Origin of the sequence: Dietzia sp. SL131 (assembly GCF_026672565.1) — a bacterium.
Lineage (GTDB): Bacteria > Actinomycetota > Actinomycetes > Mycobacteriales > Mycobacteriaceae > Dietzia > Dietzia kunjamensis.
This window is the reverse complement of sequence record NZ_JAPPRI010000003.1, coordinates 2,661,106-2,680,906: the sequence shown is the minus strand read 5'-3', so window position 1 is coordinate 2,680,906 and position 19,801 is coordinate 2,661,106. Positions and strand designations below refer to the sequence as shown.

Here is a 19,801-nt window from a genome sequence, read left to right as displayed (position 1 = left end):
CCGGCGATGCGGGCTGACCCGGGAGCTTCGGGCGAGGGGGCGGGAGACGCGGTCACGCGTTCAAGTCTGTCCCCTCGGGTGACGTCCGGGAGCGGATTCGCCCCAGACGTCACCGACGGTTCACTCGCCGGCGACCTGCGCGTCCTGTCCCGGGGTGGTGTCGGCGCCCACCACGAGCTCCTCGATCTCGGTCTTCTCCGGCGTCGAGAGGTACCGCTCGCGCGAGTCGTCCAGCTCCTGGAGCCACGGGGTGTGATGGACGGTCGCCATGGTGCCGGTGAGGACGGAGCGGTACGGCTTGTCCCGGTAGGTCAGGATGTTCTTTTTCTTGTCCTTCTTCCAGGCGAGGAAGATCTCGACCACCTCGTCGAGGTCGAACATCGGGTAGTCCGTGGCCTCGATGAGGTCGCGGACGTAATCGGCCTGGAAGCGCACGTCGTCGGCGTCCCCGTCCAACTCCTGGAAGCGGTTCCGCCAGGCCCGCATGTGGGCGACCCGATCCTCGGCGGACGGCAACTTGGCCCGGCCCAGGATGAGGTCGCGGACGTACCAGGCCTGGGCGTCGAACATGTTGAAGGTGAACCACTGGTCCTGGGCGCCCAGGTAGTAGACCTTGGGGTTCTTCTGCCACACGACGCCGCGGTACAGCCCCGCGGGGTAGATGTTGTTGGGCGACTGCAGGGCCAGGTCCGCCGGCAGGAACGGGTACTTGTGGAGGTAGCCGGTGCACAGGATCACGGCGTCGAACTCGCGGGTCTGGCCGCCGGTGAAGTGGACGGTCTCGCCGTCGAACCGCTGGACCAGCGGCAGTTCCTCCATCCCGTCCGGCCAGTCGTAGCCCATGGGGGCGGTGCGATAGGAGATCGTCACCGACCGGGCGCCCATCTTGAAGGCCTGCACGCCGATGTCCTCGGCGGAGTAGGAGGCGCCGATCAGCAGCACGCGCTTGTCCGCAAGCTTCTCCGCTCCGCGGAAGTCGTGGGCGTGGCGGATCGACCCGGGGAACGTCCCGATGCCCTTGAAGTCCGGCAGGTTCGGGTAGGAGAAGTGGCCGGTGGACACGATGATGCGGTCGAACTCCGACGAGGTCGTCTTGCCGGACCTGAGGTTCTCCACGGTGACGGTGAAGGTGTCCAGATCGCGGTCGTAGTCCACCCAACGGACGGCCGTGGAGAACTGGACCTTGTTCTTGACGTCGGACCCCTGGACCCGGCCGTCGATGTAGTCCCACAGGACCTCACGCGGCGGATACGACGAGATGGGCCTGCCGAAGTGCTCGTCGAACGTGTACTCGGCGAACTCGAGCGCCTCCTTGGGGCCGTTCGACCAGAGGTTGTGGTACATGGAGGAGTGGACCGGCTCGCCGTACTTGTCAGTGCCGGACCGCCAGTTGTAGTTCCACTGGCCGCCCCAGTCGTCCTGCTTCTCGTAGGCCACGATCTCGGGGATCTTGGCCCCGGACCGCTGGGCCGATTCGAACGCCCTGAGGGCGGCCATTCCGCTCGGCCCGGCTCCGATGATCGCAATACGCTGTCTAGACACAGTCTTCCTTCCGGCCCACGTTCGACCTGTTCGTTCACTCCGACTGGTGCCGGTGGAAGCTCGTCCGACGCGGGGACCGGATGAGTCCGCGTAACGGGGCCTCGACACCGGGACCACTATCACTCCGAAGGGGCGTGAAACCACTGCCCGCGACGAGCGCACGGCGCCCCGTCCGGGGCGCCGCATGCCCTCGACCTTAGCAAATGGGGGCAGGGGAGGCGATGCGGCGGATTAGTGGACAATGGGGGCATGACCCAGTTCGGAGATCTCCTCGGCCCCCCGCCCACCCGTCTCACCGGTGACCCGGAGGCGGAGGCCGCCGTCGCCGCGGGGGAGGATCCCCGCACCGTGGCGGCCTCCCACCCCACCGCCTCGATCGCGTGGGCCGAGCTCGCGGAGCGCGCACTCGACTCCGGCGAGGTGATCAGCGCCTACGCGTTCGCCCGCACCGGGTATCACCGCGGGCTGGACCAGCTGCGGCGCCACGGCTGGAAGGGCTTCGGGCCGGTGCCGTACGACCACGAACCCAACCGCGGCTTCCTCCGTTGCGTCGCCGCGCTGGCCCGCGCCGCGCAGTCGATCGGTGAGGAGGACGAGTACATCCGTTGTCTGGACCTGGTCAATGAGTCAGACCCGCACGCCGCCGCGTCTCTCGGCCTGGCGTGACCGACTGGACGCCCGCGCGCTGGGCGTCTACGCCGCGCTGCCGGGCCCGCTGAGGGCGCGCGCCCGGCGACTCGGTTACGCGTTCCTGCCGATCCTGCAGTGCGGTCTCGCCGCGGGACTGGCCTGGTTCCTCGCGCACGACGTGCTGCACCACTCGGCGCCCTTCTTCGCGCCCATCGCGGCCGCCATCGCCCTGGGCACCGGTATGGGGCGTCGCGTCCGGAGGGGTGTCGAGTTGGTGCTCGGCGTCATCGTCGGCGTCGGGTTCGGTGACCTGCTGATCCGGGAGATCGGCTCCGGGGCGTGGCAGATCGCGCTGGTGGTGATCCTGGCGATGTCTGCGGCGGTGTTCGTCGACCGCGGGGCGATCACAGGCACCCAGGCGGCCTCGTCGGCGATCCTCGTGGCGACGATCCTGCCGCCGGGCAGCGCGGGCGGCTACGAGCGGATGCTCGATGCTGCCGTGGGCGGGGTGGTCGCGCTGGCCGCGATGGCACTCATGCCCGTCCATCCCCTGCGCCGCGCCCGCCGGGAGGCGGCGTCGCTGCTGGGCGTGGCGTCGTCGGTGCTCGCCGAGGTCGCGGACGGGTTGGAGCGGCGCGACTCGGAGCTCATCCGCTCCGCCCTGCAGGAGGCCCGTGACACGCAGCCGGCCGTCGATGCGATCTCCGAGCAGCTCGCGGGGGCGCGGGAACTGGTGCGGATCTCCCCGTTCTACCGGCGGCGGCGTCCGGAGGAGATCGTCCTCACGGCGATGCTCAACCCGTTGGACAACGGCATCCGCAACATCCGTGTCCTCGCGCGCCGGGCGATCGTGGCGGCGGACGATCAGGTGGACGTACCGCCCGCGCTGAGTTCGTTGATCGCGGCGCTGGCCGGGGCTCTGGAGGTGCTCACCCGGCGGGTGGCCGCGGACTCCGACGCGCCCACGGACGCTGAGGTCCACCGCGAGTTGCGGGCGGTCGCGTCGCGCGCCAAGCGGGAGCTGATCACGGGGTCGGGCCTGACCGAGACCGTCATGCTGGCCCAGCTGCGCTCGATCCTGGTGGACATGATGCAGGTCGCGGGGCTGAGCAAGATCTCGGCCCTCGCCACGCTGCCGCCGACCGTCCGCAATCCCGCCGTCGAACCGGAACTGACGGAGGAGTGGCCGGACGCGCCGGACCGACCGGCGCCGGTGATGCCGCCGCTCAGGGCGACACGAGCCTCCATGGCTCGGTATGACGATAGAAAGTCGTCCTCTTGATGGCCCGCCGACCGGTGAGCCCGTCCCGGGTGAGCAGGCCGGCCTCGGTGCCCAGTTGCACCGCCCGGGCCGCCACCCACTGACGGCGACGCAACCTGCGGGGCCGCGCGGCGGTGGCCCGGACACCGGGCAGCTCGGGTGTGGGCCGGACGGTGAGGGTGTCCGTCTCGCCGGAGAAGACCACGGTGTCGTCGGCGTAGGCCTCACCCACGAGTCGGTCGCCCTCGGGGCCGCGTACGAGGGCCTCGCCGACGAGGACGGTCCCGGTCTCGTCGCGGACGAGCGGCACCTCACGCGACGTGCCCCGGATGCCGAGCTTGGCCGCCTCCGATCCTGTCGGTAGCCCGTACGCGCGGGTGGCGGGGGTGGGCTCGTCGGCGACGTAGGCGATCTCCGCGTCGAGGTTCTCGGTCCGCAGCAGGTGGGTGAGCACGGCGGCCAACGCGGCGTCGGTGCCGCAGAGGACCAGTCGACGCAGCGGGCCCACCTCGGCCAACGCGCGGTTGACCTCGTCCTTGGTCGGCACCTCGCTGACCTGGATGCGGGGGCGCTCACCGAGAACCGTCGGGACCGGGGCCGAGCCGCAGCGGATGACGATCATGACCTCCATCATGACCGCAGCTGATGGCGGGGGCGAACCTGGGGCAGGATGGAAGCGTGGTTGGACAGGCGCGCAGGATCGATCTGAACTGCGACCTCGGCGAGGCCCGCCGGGGGACGCCGCGGTGGCCCGCGTCGCTCGCACCCGGCGCCGGGCCGGATCCCGACGACGCCGCGCTGTTGGACGTGGTGACATCCGCCAACGTCGCGTGCGGCTTCCACGCCGGCAACCGGCCCACCATGATCGCCACGGCCGTCGCCGCCGCCGACCGCGGGGTCGCCCTGGGGGCACACCCCTCGTACCGGGACGGTGCCAACTTCGGGCGCGTCGAACACGACCTCGACCGCGAGGAGGTCGCCCGGCTCGTGGAGTTCCAGCTCGTCGAGCTCGACATGGCCGCGCGACGGCACGGGACGCGGGTGCGGTACCTCAAGCCACACGGCGCGCTTTACAACCGTATCGTCCGCGATCCGGAGCAGGCCGCGGGTGTCGTGGACGCCGTGGTGCGGTACGCCGACCTCGCCAATGAGGAGCCGTTGCCGATCCTCGGCCTGCCGGGCGCGGTCGTGCTGTCCCACGCCGAGGCCGTCGGAGTCCGCACGGTGACGGAGGCGTTCGCCGACCGCGGCTACCGGCCCAACGGCACGCTCGTGCCCCGCGGCGAGCCGGGCGCGGTGATCACCGATGTCGACGAGGTCGCCGAGCGCGTCGTGGCCATGGCGACGGGGGAGTCGATCACGACCGCCGAGGGAGCGCGGGTCGTGGTGGCCGCCGCCTCGGTGTGTGTGCACGGGGACACTCCCGGCGCCGTCGACCTGGCGCGCCGCGTGCGCGCGTCGCTCGAGGAGGCCGGGGTGGAGGTGGCGCCGTTCGCCGCGCCTTACGTCCGGCCGCGCGGCTCGGTGGGGGACGGGTCCGGGCGTGATGCGGTGGGGGACGGGCCGGCGGGGGAGTCCGGCCCGGGATGACGACGACGAGGATCCGCCGCTGCGGGGAGACCGCACTGTTGCTCGACTGTGCCGATCTGGCCGAGGCGGTCCGGCTGGCCGGGAGGATCGGGCAGATGCGGCCGGAGCCTCTCGACGTGGTGGCGGCGGCCCGCACGGTGCTGGTGACCGTGCGCGACTCCTCTGCGTTGCCCGAGCTGCGGCGGCGGCTCGAGGCGCTCCTCACCGACCCCGCTGATCAGCCCGTCGCTCCGCCATCCTCCGGCAATCTGCCCTCCCGAAATCTGCCCTCCTCAAATCTGCCCTCCCGAGATCGGCTATCCGGATTCCGGATCGGCGCTTCTGATCCGAATAGCGGATCCGTAGGGGGAGTAGCGGATGTCGGGGATGCGGGCGCGAGTGCAGGCGGGGTTGCGGGCTCGGATGCGGGATCGGATGCAGGCGCTGATGCGGGCCCGGAAGCGGGCTCGGGAGCAGGTGCAGAAGGCGGGGTGACAGGAGTGACGATCGACGTCCGCTACGACGGGCCCGACCTTGCCGCGGTCGCCGACCTCGCCGGGATGTCCACCGAAGCGCTGGTCCGCACGCACTCCTCGATCACGTGGCGGGCCGCGTTCGGCGGGTTCGCGCCGGGCTTCTTCTACCTCGTCGACGCGCGGGAGCTGGACGCGGGCGGGGCGGATGCGGGCGGGGCGGATGCGGACGGGGCGGGTGCGAGCGAGGCGGCCGGAGGGCCGTCGGCGAAACCCGCTTTGCCTGCGGTGCCGCGGCTGGACTCGCCGCGCGCGCGGGTCCCGGCCGGAGCGGTCGGCCTGGCGGACCGTTTCTGCGCCGTCTACCCCGGGGCCTCGCCCGGCGGGTGGCAGCTGCTCGGCACCACCGACGCCCGGCTGTGGGACCTCGACCGGCCCGACCCCGCCCTGCTCGCCCCCGGGATGACCGTCCGGTTCCGCGAGTTGGGCGGGCGATCCGGGGACGACCGCGGGCGCTCGGGCGAGTCCCGATGAGCCCGGACGCGCCCCGATGAGCCTGCTCGTACTGCGGGCCGGACCGTCCGCGCTCGTGCAGGACCTCGGCCGCCCCGGTCACGCCTCGCTCGGGGTGACCGCGTCCGGGGCCGCCGATCGCGCCGCCGCGGCCACCGCCCTGCGGGCCGTCGGCACCGACCCGGCGGCCGCCGTGCTCGAGGTGCTGCTCGGTGGGCTGACGGTCATGACGGATGAGCCCGCGGTCGTGGCGGTCACGGGGGCGAAGGCCCTCGTCGTCGTCACCCCCGACGGTTCCCGACGCACCGCCGCCACCGGCGAGGTCCTCCGACTGGACGCCGGGTCGTCGCTGGAGATCGGCCGGCCCGTCGCCGGGGTGCGCAGCTACGTTGGCGTGCGCGGGGGGATCGACGTGCCGGCGGTGCTGGGCAGTCGATCGCGCGACACCCTGGCAGGGCTGGGCCCACCGCCCGTCGTGGCCGGCGACGTGCTGGACGTCGGCGACGCCGTGGTGGGGCCGTGGGCAGACGGGTGGCAGGTCTCCGCCGGCCGGGGTGTGGTCGGCGGGGGCGCGGTCACCGGCGCCAGGGAATCCGTGGAGCTGGACGTCATCCCCGGGCCGCGCGACGACCTGTTCCCGCCCGCCGCGTGGGACGTCCTCGCCGCGACCGGGCACGTCAGCGGGCACGCCGACAGGGTGGGCGTACGCATCGACCCCGCCCGACCCGTCCCACGCCTCGACACGCGCGAGATCCCCAGCGAGGGCATGGTGCGCGGCGCGGTACAGATTCCGGCCGACGGCGCGCCCGTGGTGTTCGGCCCCGACCACCCGGTGACCGGCGGGTACCCCGTCATCGGTGTGCTCACCGCGCGGTCCGCGGACGCGATCTCGCAGCTTCTCCCGGGAACGCCGGTGCGATTCCGCAGACTGCGGGGCGTCGCCGACTAGGGTGTTCACGCGGTACGGACTATTCTGGGGCGTTGGTGTGCGCGGATTCGCTGTCAGGTGTCTGACGCCGGTGCACCGTGACGACGACTCATTCGAGGTGAATGCGAACCATGCCAGCGATCGTTCTGATCGGCGCCCAGTGGGGCGACGAGGGCAAGGGTAAGGCCACCGACATCCTGGGCGGCCACGTGGACTACGTGGTCAAGCCCAACGGCGGGAACAACGCCGGCCACACCGTCGTGGTGGGCGGTGAGAAGTACGAGCTCAAGCTCCTGCCCGCCGGCATCCTCTCGCCCACGGCCGTGCCGGTGATCGGCAACGGCGTGGTGGTGAACCTCGAGGCGCTGTTCGAGGAGATCGACGGCCTCGAGGCCCGCGGCGCCGACACCTCCCGGCTGCGCATCTCGGCCGACGCCCACCTCGTCGCGCCGTACCATCAGGCGCTGGACAAGGTCACCGAGCGGTTCCTGGGCAAGAAGGCCATCGGCACCACCGGCCGCGGAATCGGTCCGACCTACGCGGACAAGGTCTCGCGGGTGGGCATCCGAGTGCAGGACATCTTCGACGAGTCGATCCTGCGCCAGAAGATCGAGGGCTCACTGCACCTCAAGAACCAGATCCTGGTGAAGATCTACAACCGTCGAGCGGTCGAGGTCGACGAGATGGTCGAGTACTTCCTCGGCTACGCCGACCGGCTGCGGCCCATGGTCTGCGACGCCACCCTGATGCTCAACCAGGCGCTGGACCGCGGCGAGTCCGTGCTCATGGAGGGCGGCCAGGCCACCATGCTCGACGTGGACCACGGCACCTACCCGTTCGTGACGTCGTCCAACCCGACCGCCGGCGGAGCCTGCGTGGGCTCGGGCATCGGGCCCACCAAGATCACCCACTCTCTGGGCATCGTCAAGGCGTACACCACCCGCGTGGGCGCCGGGCCGTTCCCCACCGAGCTGTTCGACAAGTGGGGCGAGTACCTGCAGGTCACCGGCGGTGAGGTGGGTGTCAACACCGGCCGCACCCGCCGCTGTGGCTGGTACGACGCCGTGATCGCCCGCTACGCCGCGCGCGTCAACGGGTTCACCGACTACTTCCTCACCAAGCTCGACGTGCTCACCGGCATCGGCGAGATCCCGATCTGCGTGGCCTACGACGTGGACGGCGTCCGGCACGACGAGATGCCCATGACGCAGACCGACTTCCACCACGCCACGCCGATCTACGAGACCATGCCCGGCTGGGACGAGGACATCACCGGGGCGCGCGAGTTCAGCGACCTGCCGCCCGCCGCCCGCGACTACGTGCTGCGGCTCGAGGAGCTCGCCGGCTGCCACATGTCGTACATCGGCGTGGGCCCCGGCCGCGACCAGAACGTGGTGCGGCGCGACATCCTGGGGTGATACGCCTGGCCCCACTCCTGCCCCGGCCGCGTCGCCGGGATGGGGCTTTCGGGCAGCGACCCGCCAGGGACCGTCAGTACCGCGGCGGGGCTTCGGCGTTTCGGCGGCGATCGCGGCTCGGCTCGGCCCAGCTCGGCCCCCGAATCGATCGCGTTATGGGATGTATCGGCCGAGTGCCCGTGTGCCAGATCGCGATGGGTTTTAACCAATCGCGATCGATTTCGACGAGATGCAGGTGGACGCGAGGAACTAGGCCATCGATCCTCGGCCGCTCGGGTTCCGGCGCGGAGACCACGGGTTCGCTCGGTAGCTGACCGGTCGTCGCGTCGGTGGCCGTCGCGTCGGTGGTCGGGATCAGAACGGCAGGCCCGGAAACGCTGGTAGTTCGAAGGCCCCACCGGAGACCCCAGCACTGACGGCGAGCGCCACGGACACTCCCACACCGGCGAGTAGGACCAGCCCGGCCTGAGCGAATTGGTTCTCAAGAGAGCCGTCCGTGGATCCTGCGCTGAAGCCGTTGCCGACTGTGTCGTAATGCACGACTCCAGTGGTGGGAGCGGCCGACGGGACGACCGGCGGGATGGGAGCGGCGTGGGCGGGCGCTGTGGCGACGGTTGTGGCAGCGGCCAGAGCGATGGTTGAGGCGATGGTGCAGGTTCGGGTCTTCATCATGCCTCTCTATCGCGCCAGGATGGTCGGGCATTACGCGTTCATGTCGCTGGTCACGGGCTTGTCGAGCCGGGCCGGCCGCTGACTCGGTTCGAGAACCTGCAGGCGATTCGAGCGCTTCGAAAGGTCGTTTTGCCGGATCGATCGCGTTCTGGGATGTATCGGCCAAGTACCCGTATCCCAGATCGCGAGGGGTTTCTAGGAATCGCGATTGACTACTATGAACCGCAATCGATCGGTCAGACCGGTCCACCGCTGCCCGGCCCGGCAGACGATTTACCGCGGCAACGGGTTCCAGCGAGCCTGCGACTGTGGGCAGCCGGATCGGCTGTCCACACGATGGCGTTCACAGGCACGGTCGGCACGTCGGCCACGCCATGATGAAGCTGTGGCACTAGACAACTCGACCCCGACGAAGCTTGAGCAGCGGACATCAGCGGGATTCGTCGCCGCAGTTCATCGGGGCGAACCGTTTCTCGCCAAAACAGCCCTCGAGGCGGGAGTCCTCACCCGGCAGGACCTACGAACCAGGTTCAGGAGGGTCCATCCCAGAGTATTCGTTCGGAAGGCTGCGGAACTGACACCGCGGCAGAAGATCCGCGCGGCGTGGTTATGGGGTGGGCCGTCGCCGGTGATCTGCGGTGGCGCAGCCGCGTACTTACTGGGTGAGCGGTACTTCGGAGGGGAACTCGTCGAGCAGAAGGTACAGCTTTGGCGACCGGGCTGGAGGGCCCCGCCGCCCGGAATCGTCATGCACAGGTGGCCTACGGCTCCGCCTGCGGTCCGTGTCTTCGGGATGGCCGCGACCACCCCGGCGCGAACCGCGATCGATGTGGCTCGCCATGTGAAATCCGACGTGAGGGCTGTTGCTGCGCTGGATGCCATGTGTCGTTTCGGCGGGACCGACACGAATGCGATCGCCGAAACGGCCTTCGAAATGGTCGGCCACTCCGGTGTGCGTCGGGTGCTGGGGCTGCTGCCGATGGTGGACCCTGGGGCGGAATCGCCCAAAGAGACAGAGCTGCGCCTGGTCATGGCGGGTTCGCGCCTGCCGAGATTCGACACCCAGGTGGAGGTGCTCGACGAGTTCGGACGGCTGATCTCGCGGCTTGATCTCGGCAACAGACAGTGGAAAGTCGGCTTGCAGTATGACGGTGGAGAGCACCTCAAACGCGAGCGTCGGGACCACGACTCGATGACGATGATGCGGCTCGCGTCTCTCGGATGGGAGGTCAGACGCGTGACCCAGGGAATGCTTCACACCCCGGACACGCTGATGGGTTTCGTCGCTGATGCGTTCAGACGTCAGGGCTGGTCCGGGTGAGCTGGCGCGTCCACTTCGAGTCACCGGACGCGCGACCCGATGCGGGCCCACCTGGCTGCCGCTGGGCTTGATCGGGCCTGCCCAGCCGACTCGTGAGCCGATAGCGTCGACCGAGCCGGGCGGTCGATCGCGACTTCTGCAAATGGATCGTGATCTGGGCAGATCGCATAAGGGGGATGGATCCGAGAACGCGATCTATCGGGGGTGAGCGGAAGCGAGCTGGGAGGGGAGGAAAGGGGGCAGATTCGGAGCGGCGCGAGCATGCTGGGAAGCGAGAGCGGCCCGGGTGCGGAGCAGGCCGGGCAGAGGAAGCGGGGCCGTTGTCCGCACAGACCGCCTCAACTCAGTGGGCTGAGCCTTAGCGCTGTTGGATGAACGCGTTTCTGACGGCGATGACGGCATCGTCGACGTCGAAACCCGCGCGCGCAACCCGCTCGACGAACTCCTCAGCAGCGCGCGCCAGGACCGCGGCGGGCAGGTCCGCAGCGGCGACGAACGTCCCCGCGCGGCCCCGGCCCTCCAGAAGACCGACCTCTTCCAGTTCGCGATAGACCTTGGCGGCGGTGGCGGTCGCGACTCCGACCTCGGCGGCAAGGGTGCGCACAGGCGGTAGTCGCGTACCGGTGGTCAGCGCGCCCCGGTGGACGGCCTCAACGATCTGCGTCTTGAGCTGCCGGAATGGTGGCTCGCCGGAGGCGGGGTCGAGGGCCAGGATGACTCCGGCCACGCGTGAGCCGGCCGCGGGGTCTGCCTCGCCAGTCCCCCGAGCGGTATCCGCCCCGCCGGCCCCGCCAGCCCCGCCGCCGGCGTCGACCTCGCCGGCCCCTGCCTCAGCCACGGGTCAGGCCCACACCTGGTCGATCGCGGTGGCCTCACGCGGCGGCGCGGCCGGGACGGGCGCGGCGGGGGTGCGCGAGAAGCGCGGAGCCGGCGCGGGGCCGACGTCGCCGCGAACCTCGACGAACGTCTCTCTAGCGACGTTGTGCGGATGATCGAGCGCCTCGGTGTACGTCAGCACGGGCGTGGTGCACGCGTCGGTGCCGTAGAACACCTCGGCCCACTCATCGCGCGGCTTCTCGGCGAACTTGCCGGCGATGATCTCGCGCAGTTCATCCCAGCGATCCATGTCGAACTGGCCGGGCATACCCTCGCCGTCGATCCCCAACAGTCGGGCGAACTCGGCGTAGAACTGCGGCTCGAGGCACCCGACTGCCATGTACTTGCCGTCGGAGCAGGTGTAGACGTCGTAGAACGGGTACCCCGTGTCGAGCATGTTGGTCCCGGCGACGTCCGACCACTGGCTGCGGGCGCGCATCGCCCACTGGAACTGGCCGAGCACGGAGGCGCCGTCGGTCATGGCGGCGTCGATGACCTGGCCCTTGCCGGAGGTGGCGCGCTCGATGATCGCCGCGAGGATGCCCTGGATCAGGAACATCGAGCCACCGCCGAAGTCACCGACCAGGTTGAGCGGCGGCACGGGGCGCTCGCCCTTGCGGGCGGTGGCGTTGAGATGGCCGGTCAGGGAGATGTAGTTGAGGTCGTGGCCGGCGGTGTGGGCGAGCGGGCCGTGCTGGCCCCAGCCGGTCATGCGGGCGTAGACCAGCCGCGGGTTGAGCTCCAGGCACTCCTCCGGGCCCAGGCCCATGCGCTCGGTGACCCCGGGCCGGTAGCCCTCGACCAGCACGTCCGCCTTGGCGATGAGCCCGCGCACCTGCGACAGACCCTCGTCGCTCTTGAGGTCGGCCTCGACCACGGTGCGGCCGCGGCGGGTGATGTGCGCCCAACCACTGACCTGGGTGTCGAGTTCCCCGGGACGCATGACGGTGACGACGTCTGCGCCGAGATCGGCGAGCATCATGCAGGCGTGCGGCCCGGGGCCGATGCCGTTGAGTTCGACGACGCGGATGCCGGCCAGGGGGCCGGAGGAGGAACTGGTCACAGGTGTGCCCTTTCGTGTGGTCTTGCACACACGGTATCGCCTCGCCCCTGGCGCGGGCGCCGGGACGTGGCGGGTCCCGCCTCCACAGGTCTACTAGCGTGGACGATATGACCGACCCCCACGATCCCCTCGCCCCGCCCGTCGTGGACCGCTTCGGCACGCCGGGTGCGCCGACCGCGACCCGCGTGATGTTGCTCGGCTCGGGCGAGCTGGGCAAGGAGGTGACGATCGCGCTGCAGCGTCTGGGCGTCGAGGTCATCGCGGTGGACCGGTACGCTGGCGCTCCCGCCCACCAGGTCGCGCACCGCAGTCACACCATCGACATGACCGACGCGGACGAGGTGTGCCGGGTCGTCGAGCTGGAGAGGCCCGAGGTGATCCTGCCGGAGATCGAGGCCATCACCACCGCCGCGCTCGCGCAGATCGAACAGGACGGCCTCGCCCGCGTCGCGCCCACCGCCCGCGCCGTGCAGCTGACGATGGACCGCGAGGGCATCCGCCGCCTCGCCGCCGAGGAGCTGGGCCTGCCCACGAGCCGCTTCGCGTTCGCCTCCTCGCTGGAGGAGCTGCGGGAGGCGTGCTCCCGGATCGGGTTCCCGTGCCTGGTCAAGCCCACCATGTCGTCGTCGGGCAAGGGACAGTCGTCCCTCCACGGTCCCGAGGACGTGGAAACGGCGTGGGACTACGCGCAGTCCGGTGCCCGCGTCGCGGGGGCGCGCGTGATCGTGGAGTCGTTCGTCGACTTCGAGTACGAGATCACCCTGCTCACCGTCCGCAGCGTCGACCCGGAGACGGGGCAGATCCGCACCGACTTCTGCGAGCCGATCGGCCACCGCCAGGAGCGCGGCGACTACGTCGAGTCGTGGCAGCCGCAGGCCATGACCCGCGACGCCTACGACTCGGCGCGGTCGGTGGCGGCGCGGGTGACGGGCGCGCTCGGCGGGGTCGGAGTGTTCGGCGTGGAGCTGTTCGTCAAGGGCGTCGACGTGTACTTCTCCGAGGTCAGCCCCCGTCCCCACGACACCGGCCTCGTGACGTTGCGCAGCCAGGTGCTCAGTGAGTTCGAGATGCACGCGCGCGCCGTCCTCGGTCTGCCGGTGGTCACCACCATGGCCAGTCCGGGCGCGTCCGCGGTGATCTACGGCGGCACGGGGATCGCGGCGGACGGCACCGAGGGCGACGGGACCGTCGAGGGCGTCGGCTTCGCCGGTGTCGCCCGCGCGCTCGCCGTGCCGGAGGCCGATGTCCGCCTGTTCGGCAAGCCGTCCGCCAGTGAGTTCCGCCGGATGGGCGTGGCCGTCGCGACCGCCGAGGACGTCGAGATCGCCCGCGAGCGCGCGCGTGAGGCCGCCTCGCGTGTGACGGTGGTGAGGTAGGTGCGGAGGGTCGTCATGGCCGCGAGTATGGCGCGGGGGTCCGACAGATCGCGGGGGTCCGACAGATGACGACGATGAGGTCCCCGGCGGACGACGCGCGCGAACTGCCCCGCGAGCCCACCGCGCGGTGGATCACGGTGCTGATCACCGGACTGGTGGCCGTCTGGCTGGGCGTGCTGGCCTGGCAGGTGGCCGTCCTGCCGGATCGGGTGCCGACGCACTTCGGCGCGGGCGGCGAGGCCGACGGTTGGTCGACCAGGAACGGCGCGTTGGCGTTCTCCGCGCTACTGCCGCTGGTGGTCGTCCTGCCGATGCCGCTCATGTCGAGGCTGGTGGTGTCGGCCCCCGAGTTCATCAACGCCCCCAACAAGCAGTGGTGGACTGCCTCCGGAGCCCGACTGCGCAGGTTCGAGAGGTTGCTGCGTGAGGACCTGTGGCTCATCACCGCGTTGACGCTCGCGCTGCTGGTGGCGGGACAGGTGGGCATCGTGATGGCTGCCCGGTCCGGGACCGATCAGATGCCGGGGTGGGCGCTTCCGGGTGCCCTGGTGGTCTTCATCGTCGGGCTGGGAGCGGTGCTCGCTCGCATGTTTGTCGGCGGGCGGTACGCCGAACAGCCCGACCTGCGCTGAGAGACGGACCGGCTCGCCCGGGCCTGTGAATGGTCGTCGACCTCATCCACAGGCCCCCGCTGGCGGGCCCTGTGCGTCGTACTCCGCCCATAGCGTGACCTCTCGAACGGCCCGGATGCCCGGGCCGGAGGGGAGTGGGGACGATGGCGGAGCAGGGGGAGCGAGCCGGTGGCGGGGTCGCCGCGCCGGGCGCCACGGCCGAGGCGGGCCCGCTGGGGGCCGTGCTCCTGGCGTTCGAGCAGACGGCGGTGACGGCCGAGGCGGCCCGGGTCCGCGACGCGGGCGTGGACACGGCCGCCAGTGCGGCGGATCTGGTCGCGGCGCTGGAGGAGGCGTCAGCGGCGGCTGCCGGCATGGCGGCCGGAGGTGCGGGGGCGCTGCTCACCGGTCCCGCGCTCGCCGAGTGCGCGGACCTGCTCGCCCGGCGGGCCCGGGAGCACGAGTCGCAGAGCCGGCGGATCGCGGAGGCGATGGCCCGGGCCGCCGGACTGCTGGCGGAGGCGGATGAGGAGGTGGCCCGCGGTGTCACCGGGACAGCGGGCTGAGGCGCTGGTGGTGGCGATCGACCACGCCGAATCGCGGGCGGCGGCGGTGGGTCGGCGGATCGCCGAGTCGGCCGAGGACCTCGACATGGTCGCCCGCCGACTGGGCGGCGCGGTGGCCGGTGACGGGATAGGCAGCGGCGCGGCGGTCGGTGGAATGGCCGACGAGGGCGGGTGGTCCGGCCACGCGGGGGCCCGGGCGCGCAGCCGCGCTGCTGACGCTGCCGCCGAGGCCAGGATGGTCTCCGGCAACTGCCTCTATGTGGCCGACGTCCTGCGGGCCGAGGGGGCGCGGCTGGCGCGGGCGGTGATCAGCTGGAGGGACGACGAACTCGCCGCGCCCGGCACCGGGGACGCTGCGGCCGTGGGGGAGGCGGATCGCGGCCTCGCCGTGCGCCTGCGGGAGGCCGCCGACCACCTCGCCGGGCGCACGGACCCGGCGACGCGGCCATGCATCGACCTGTCGGGATCGACGGACGGAGAGCCCCGCGCTGTCGCCGAACTGTGGCACGGGCTGGGACCCGCCGATCGGGCCAGGCTGGCCCGTGACCACCCTGAGCTGGGATCGGTGGACGGCCTGTCGTCGGCCACACGGGATGCGATCAACCGGACCCGATTGCGCCGACTGCTCGACGCGGCCGACACCGGCGCCGGCGGCGACGGGCTCGCCGGTGCCGCTCGGGGCCTGTCCGCGTTGGCCGCGCACCTCGAGGCGGACCCGCGACGGCATCTGCTCGACCTGCACCCGGACGGTCGCGCGGTGGTCACGAGCGCCGACCCCGACACCGCCGACCGGGTGGTCACGCTCATCCCGGGAACGGGGTCGTCGCTGGAGACGCTCGCTCGTACCGCCGGCCGGGCGGAGGCGGTGTGCGAGGCGGCCGCCTCGGGCCTCGACGGGGCCGGCTCGAATCCCGGTGCAGCCGACTCCGCACCCGGTGCGGCTGTCGAGTCCTGCGTTGCGGTGTCGTGGCAGGGCTACGACGCGCCCGCCGACGTCACGGCCGCAGGCTCCTCGACGGCACCCGCGCGAGCGCATGCGGCGGACCTTCGGACGTTCGCGGCGGGCCTGGACGCGGTGGAGCGCGTGGACGGCGACGACGCCCCCCACGCCGCGGTGGGGTACAGCTACGGGTCCGTGGTCCTGGGGGTGGCCGCCGCGGACCCGTTGGGGCTGGCAGCCGACCGGATGATCCACGTCGGCAGTCCCGGCGCGGGTGTCGACTCGATCGCCGGGCAGCGGGTCGACGAGGCCGGCGTCGCGCGTGGGGCGGGACAGGACGAGGTGGTGGGAGTCGCCTCGCGCTGGGATCCGGTGCCGTGGTGGTCGGTCACCGGCGTGCTCGGCGGACGGCCGGGCACCGGGGAGTTCGGCGGGCTCGCGGTGGACGTCACCGAGCCTGGCTCGGGCGCCGACTCTGTGCGCAGCGCGCACTCCCGCTACTTCGACCCGGGCACGGTGTCACTGGACGAGATCGGCCGGCTCGTCGCGGAGACGGACTGACCCCGATAGCGATAGCGCCCCACATTCAGGACACCGGCAGCGCCCCGCATCCCCGACACCGACAGCGCCCCGCATCGACCGCCCCGGCCGGAAAAACCACCCCGGCACAATCCGCTACCCCGTCTCCGGATCCGCTACCCGGATTCGGGTAGCGGATCGGGAATCCGAGTAGCGGATTTCTCAGAGGCTGGCGGTGGGGCGGATCCGACAGGGGAGGGAAGGGTCAGCGGCTGGTGGAACGGGAGGCGCGAGCGACCTCCAGCATCTCCGCGCGGCCCGGCAGCTTGGTGCGTTCGCGGCCCGCCGCCTCGCCGAGCCCACGCTCGTGCGCGTCGATCTCCAGCCAGGCGTCGCCGTCGACGAGGTCCACGCCGCGGTCGGTGAGCAGGTCGCGCACGGCCTGCGGGTCCGGCTCGGAGGGCTCGGGCAGGGTGCCGGACTCGAGCTCGGTGGCCAGCTGGCCCACGGTCTCCACCGCGCAGGAACGGTTGGTGCCGATCACCCCGGACGGCCCGCGCTTGACCCAGCCCGCGGTGAACAGGCCCGGCAGGTGCTCCCCGCCCGGCGAGTCGAGGATCCGGCCGGAATCGTTGGGGATGGTTGCCGAGTCGTGGTCGAAGGGCACACCCTCCAGAGCGGCCGAACGGTAGCCGACCGCGCGATAGACCGCCTCGACCTGCAGGTCCTCCGTCCGGCCGCTGCTGCGGACCCGCCCGCCGGCACCGGCCGGCTCGGTCACCTCCAGACGCAGCCCGGACACCCGGCCGTCGGACCCCAGGATCTCGACCGGGGACCGGTGGAAGCGGAACCGCACCACCCGCTCGCCGGCCGCGAGGGCCGCGGCCTCGGCCTCATCCGCCGTCCCCAGACCGGCCTCACGCTGCGCCCCGGCCCATTTCTCGAGTTGCGTGCACACCTGCCCGACCCGGCGATCGTTGTCCCGGAGGGTGCGCGCCTCGTCGTCGTCGTACTCCAGGTCGGCCGGGTCCACCACGATGGTGACGCCCTCCACCTTGGCCATCTCCCGCAGCTCCAGGGGCGTGAACTTGGCGTGCACGGGGCCGCGGCGGCCGATGACCGACACCACCCGCGTCGTGTTGGTGCCGAACCCAGCGCGGACGTGCTCGGGGATGTCGGTGGGCTCCAACTGCTCGGGGCTGCGTACCAGCATGCGCGCCACGTCCAGGGCGACGTTGCCGACGCCCACCACGGCCGCGCGCTCGGCCGCCAGCGCCCACTCGGGGTGCGCGTCCGGGTGGCCGTCGTACCAGGTCACGAACTCGGCCGCCCCGTACGATCCCTCGAGGTCCTCGCCCGGGATGCCGAGCCGTCGATCGGCGAGTGCCCCGGTCGAGAACACGACCGCGTGGTAGAAGCGGTGCACGTCGTCTGCGGTGAGGTCGTTGCCGAACTCGACGTTGCCGAGGAACCGGATGCGCGGGTCGGCGGCGATGCCCTCCAGCGTGCGGGCGATGCCCTTGATGCGGGGGTGATCGGGGGCGACGCCGTGTCGCAGCAGACCGTAGGGGACCGGCAGCCGGTCGATGAGGTCCACCACGATCCCGCGTCCGGAGGGATCCCGGTTGTCACTCCAGTCCAGCAGTGCCTCGCTGGCGTACACCCCCGCCGGACCGGAGCCCACGACGGCCACACGGAACGGGGTCTTTGTGACGGGCGTCATGTCCGCGATCGTCGCACAGAAAAGCGAGCGGGGTACCTCGACCCCGCCGATCGGTCGTCGGGGGAGCATAATCGACACCCATGAGCGACTACGCCGGGGATCTATCGCCCCGCCAGGCCTGGGATCTGCTCGCCTCCGATCCCGACGCCGTGTTGGTGGACGTCCGTACCAGCGCCGAGTGGCAGTGGGTCGGCGGCGCCGATCTGTCCGAGCTGGGCAAGCGCACGCTGGGCATCGAGTGGATGACCTCGGCGGGCCAGCCCAACGAGCGGTTCGTCGAGCACCTCGGCGAGGCCGGTGTCGCCGCGGAGACACCGGTGTTGTTCCTGTGCCGCAGTGGTGGCCGGTCCGCCGCCGCCGCGAGCCTGGCCACCGCCGCCGGATACCGCACCGCCTACAACGTGGCCGAGGGGTTCGAGGGCGACCCGGACGCCGCCGGACACCGCGGCACCGTCAACGGGTGGAAGGTCGCGGGCCTGGCCTGGCGCCAGTCCTGACCGGGCCACCACGGCCAGCCCGCCACGCCCGTACGCCCCTCGCCCCGCCGCATCACCCACGCACCACACACAAGAAAGCAGCGATGAGAAACAACGAGCTCCCCGACGGTCTCCACCCCGACACCCTGGGCGTGCGGGCCGGGCAGATGCGCACCGGCTTCGAGGAGACCACAGAGCCGATGTTCCTCAACTCCGGCTACGTCTACGAGTCCGCGGAGGCGGCCGAGGCGTCGTTCAACGGCGAGAAGCAGCGGTTCGTCTACTCCCGCTACGGCAACCCGACGGTCGCGATGTTCCAGGAGCGGCTGCGGCAGATCGAGGGCGCCGAGGCGTGCTTTGCCACCTCCTCCGGCATGTCCGCGGTATTCGTGGCCCTGGCCGCGCTGTGTGGGAACGGGTCGCGCCTGGTGGCCTCGCGCGCGCTGTTCGGCTCCTGTTACGTGATCTGTGCCGAAATCCTGCCGCGGTGGGGTGTGGAGACGGTGTTCGTCGACGGCGCCGACCTCGACCAGTGGCGCGAGGCGCTCAGCGAGCCCACCGACGCAGTCTTCTTTGAGACCCCCTCCAACCCCATGCAGGAGCTGGTCGACGTTCGCGCGGTGTGCGATCTCGCCCACGCCGCCGGCGCGCAGGTCGTGGTGGACAACGTCTTCGCCACCGTCCTGCACCAGAAGCCGCTCGAGCTGGGCGCGGACATCGTCGTGTACTCCACCACCAAGCACATCGACGGCCAGGGCCGCGTGCTCGGCGGCGCCGTGCTGGGCACCGAGGAGTACATCTCCGGCCCTGTGCAGAACCTCATGCGCCACGCCGGGTTCGGGATGAGCGCGTTCAACGCGTGGGTCCTGCTCAAGGGCCTGGAGACCATGAGCCTGCGCGTCGAGCGGATGAGTGCCAACGCGCTGGAGGTGGCGCGGTTCCTGGAGTCGCACCCGGCCGTGGAGCGGGTGACATACCCGATGCTCGAGTCGCACCCGCAGTACGAGTTGGCGCGGGCGCAGATGTCGGGCGGCGGGTCGGTGGTGACGTGCGGGTTGAAGTACGACGACGACGAGGGCGGCCGCGGCAAGAAGGAGTGTTTCGCCCTGCTCAACTCGCTCGAGGTCATCGACATCTCCAACAACCTCGGCGATGCCAAGACGCTGGTGACCCATCCCGCGACGACGACGCATGCGTCCATGGAGCCCGAGGCCCGCGCCGCGGTGGGCATCGGCGACAACGTGGTCCGCCTGTCCGTGGGGCTGGAACACGCGGGCGACCTCATCGAGGACCTGCGTCGCGGTCTGGGGTGACGGTCTAGATT

18 protein-coding genes are annotated in these 19,801 nt (G+C 71.3%); 13 read left to right on the top strand and 5 right to left on the bottom strand.

Translation table 11 applies throughout. From position 1 onward, the window contains the following. Positions 1-120: 120 nt before the first annotated feature. Positions 121-1,542, bottom strand: coding sequence for an NAD(P)-binding domain-containing protein (locus OVA21_RS13520; RefSeq protein ID WP_268092602.1), 1,422 nt, complete (start codon positions 1,540-1,542; stop codon positions 121-123). 249 nt (positions 1,543-1,791) lie between these two features. Between OVA21_RS13520 and OVA21_RS13515 the strand changes: the two genes are divergently transcribed. Both OVA21_RS13515 and OVA21_RS13510 read left to right on the top strand, forming a co-directional pair. After that, positions 1,792-2,208, top strand: a complete 417-nt coding sequence (locus OVA21_RS13515) for a DUF3151 domain-containing protein (RefSeq protein WP_067719394.1) — start codon at positions 1,792-1,794, stop codon at positions 2,206-2,208. Next, complete coding sequence (locus OVA21_RS13510) at positions 2,165-3,454, top strand: FUSC family protein (protein ID WP_096906724.1); 1,290 nt, start codon at positions 2,165-2,167, stop codon at positions 3,452-3,454. Before OVA21_RS13515 ends, OVA21_RS13510 begins: the two co-directional genes overlap by 44 nt. Here the strand turns inward: OVA21_RS13510 and OVA21_RS13505 are convergent. After that, positions 3,399-4,055, bottom strand: coding sequence for a hypothetical protein (locus OVA21_RS13505; protein WP_268092601.1), 657 nt, complete (start codon positions 4,053-4,055; stop codon positions 3,399-3,401). The two genes, OVA21_RS13510 and OVA21_RS13505, sit on opposite strands and share 56 nt — an antisense overlap. A 56-nt stretch (positions 4,056-4,111) precedes the next feature. On the opposite strand from OVA21_RS13505, the gene OVA21_RS13500 reads away from it, so the two are divergent. From OVA21_RS13500 to OVA21_RS13480, 5 genes are all read left to right on the top strand, one after another. Continuing rightward, positions 4,112-5,023 carry a LamB/YcsF family protein gene (locus OVA21_RS13500; protein WP_268092600.1) on the top strand — a complete coding sequence of 304 codons (912 nt, stop codon included), beginning with the start codon at positions 4,112-4,114 and terminating at the stop codon, positions 5,021-5,023. Continuing rightward, positions 5,020-6,009, top strand: a complete 990-nt coding sequence (locus OVA21_RS13495; RefSeq protein WP_268092599.1) for a 5-oxoprolinase subunit B family protein — start codon at positions 5,020-5,022, stop codon at positions 6,007-6,009. The genes OVA21_RS13500 and OVA21_RS13495 overlap by 4 nt, the downstream gene beginning before the upstream one ends. Before the next feature lie 16 nt (positions 6,010-6,025). After that, positions 6,026-6,937: a biotin-dependent carboxyltransferase family protein gene (locus OVA21_RS13490; RefSeq protein ID WP_268092598.1), complete on the top strand. Its 912-nt coding sequence runs from the start codon at positions 6,026-6,028 to the stop codon at positions 6,935-6,937. Positions 6,938-7,047: 110 nt separating this feature from the next. Next, entirely contained in the window at positions 7,048-8,334 is a 1,287-nt protein-coding gene (locus OVA21_RS13485) for an adenylosuccinate synthase (protein ID WP_268092597.1), read from the top strand. A 1,465-nt stretch (positions 8,335-9,799) separates the two neighbouring features. Further along, positions 9,800-10,327 carry a hypothetical protein gene (locus tag OVA21_RS13480; protein ID WP_268092596.1) on the top strand — a complete coding sequence of 176 codons (528 nt, stop codon included), beginning with the start codon at positions 9,800-9,802 and terminating at the stop codon, positions 10,325-10,327. Positions 10,328-10,685: 358 nt separating this feature from the next. Here OVA21_RS13480 and OVA21_RS13475 read toward each other — a convergent pair whose 3' ends face one another. Both OVA21_RS13475 and OVA21_RS13470 read right to left on the bottom strand, forming a co-directional pair. After that, the gene (locus OVA21_RS13475) at positions 10,686-11,165 is read right to left on the bottom strand and encodes a GntR family transcriptional regulator (RefSeq protein ID WP_227022151.1); all 480 of its coding nucleotides are present in this window, start codon (positions 11,163-11,165) and stop codon (positions 10,686-10,688) included. A gap of 3 nt (positions 11,166-11,168) precedes the next feature. Next, complete coding sequence (locus OVA21_RS13470; protein WP_132062457.1) at positions 11,169-12,266, bottom strand: CaiB/BaiF CoA transferase family protein; 1,098 nt, start codon at positions 12,264-12,266, stop codon at positions 11,169-11,171. A gap of 107 nt (positions 12,267-12,373) precedes the next feature. Here OVA21_RS13470 and purT point away from each other — a divergent pair, with 107 nt between their 5' ends. From purT to OVA21_RS13450, 4 genes are all read left to right on the top strand, one after another. Next, positions 12,374-13,642: a formate-dependent phosphoribosylglycinamide formyltransferase gene (gene purT / locus OVA21_RS13465; protein ID WP_268092595.1), complete on the top strand. Its 1,269-nt coding sequence runs from the start codon at positions 12,374-12,376 to the stop codon at positions 13,640-13,642. Between the two features lie 65 nt (positions 13,643-13,707). Continuing rightward, entirely contained in the window at positions 13,708-14,274 is a 567-nt protein-coding gene (locus tag OVA21_RS13460; RefSeq protein WP_268092594.1) for a DUF1648 domain-containing protein, read from the top strand. Positions 14,275-14,417: 143 nt separating this feature from the next. Beyond that, positions 14,418-14,819, top strand: a complete 402-nt coding sequence (locus tag OVA21_RS13455) for a hypothetical protein (protein WP_132062461.1) — start codon at positions 14,418-14,420, stop codon at positions 14,817-14,819. Further along, positions 14,797-16,320, top strand: coding sequence for an alpha/beta hydrolase family protein (locus OVA21_RS13450; protein ID WP_259820661.1), 1,524 nt, complete (start codon positions 14,797-14,799; stop codon positions 16,318-16,320). The genes OVA21_RS13455 and OVA21_RS13450 overlap by 23 nt, the downstream gene beginning before the upstream one ends. A gap of 223 nt (positions 16,321-16,543) precedes the next feature. Here OVA21_RS13450 and OVA21_RS13445 read toward each other — a convergent pair whose 3' ends face one another. Beyond that, on the bottom strand, positions 16,544-18,001 hold the full coding sequence (locus tag OVA21_RS13445) for an FAD-dependent oxidoreductase (protein WP_268092593.1): 1,458 nt from the start codon (positions 17,999-18,001) through the stop codon (positions 16,544-16,546). Positions 18,002-18,081: 80 nt separating this feature from the next. Between OVA21_RS13445 and OVA21_RS13440 the strand changes: the two genes are divergently transcribed. Both OVA21_RS13440 and OVA21_RS13435 read left to right on the top strand, forming a co-directional pair. Then, positions 18,082-18,498: a rhodanese-like domain-containing protein gene (locus OVA21_RS13440; protein WP_067719351.1), complete on the top strand. Its 417-nt coding sequence runs from the start codon at positions 18,082-18,084 to the stop codon at positions 18,496-18,498. Next, positions 18,462-19,790 carry an O-succinylhomoserine sulfhydrylase gene (locus OVA21_RS13435; RefSeq protein WP_268092592.1) on the top strand — a complete coding sequence of 443 codons (1,329 nt, stop codon included), beginning with the start codon at positions 18,462-18,464 and terminating at the stop codon, positions 19,788-19,790. Before OVA21_RS13440 ends, OVA21_RS13435 begins: the two co-directional genes overlap by 37 nt. Positions 19,791-19,801 lie beyond the last annotated feature (11 nt).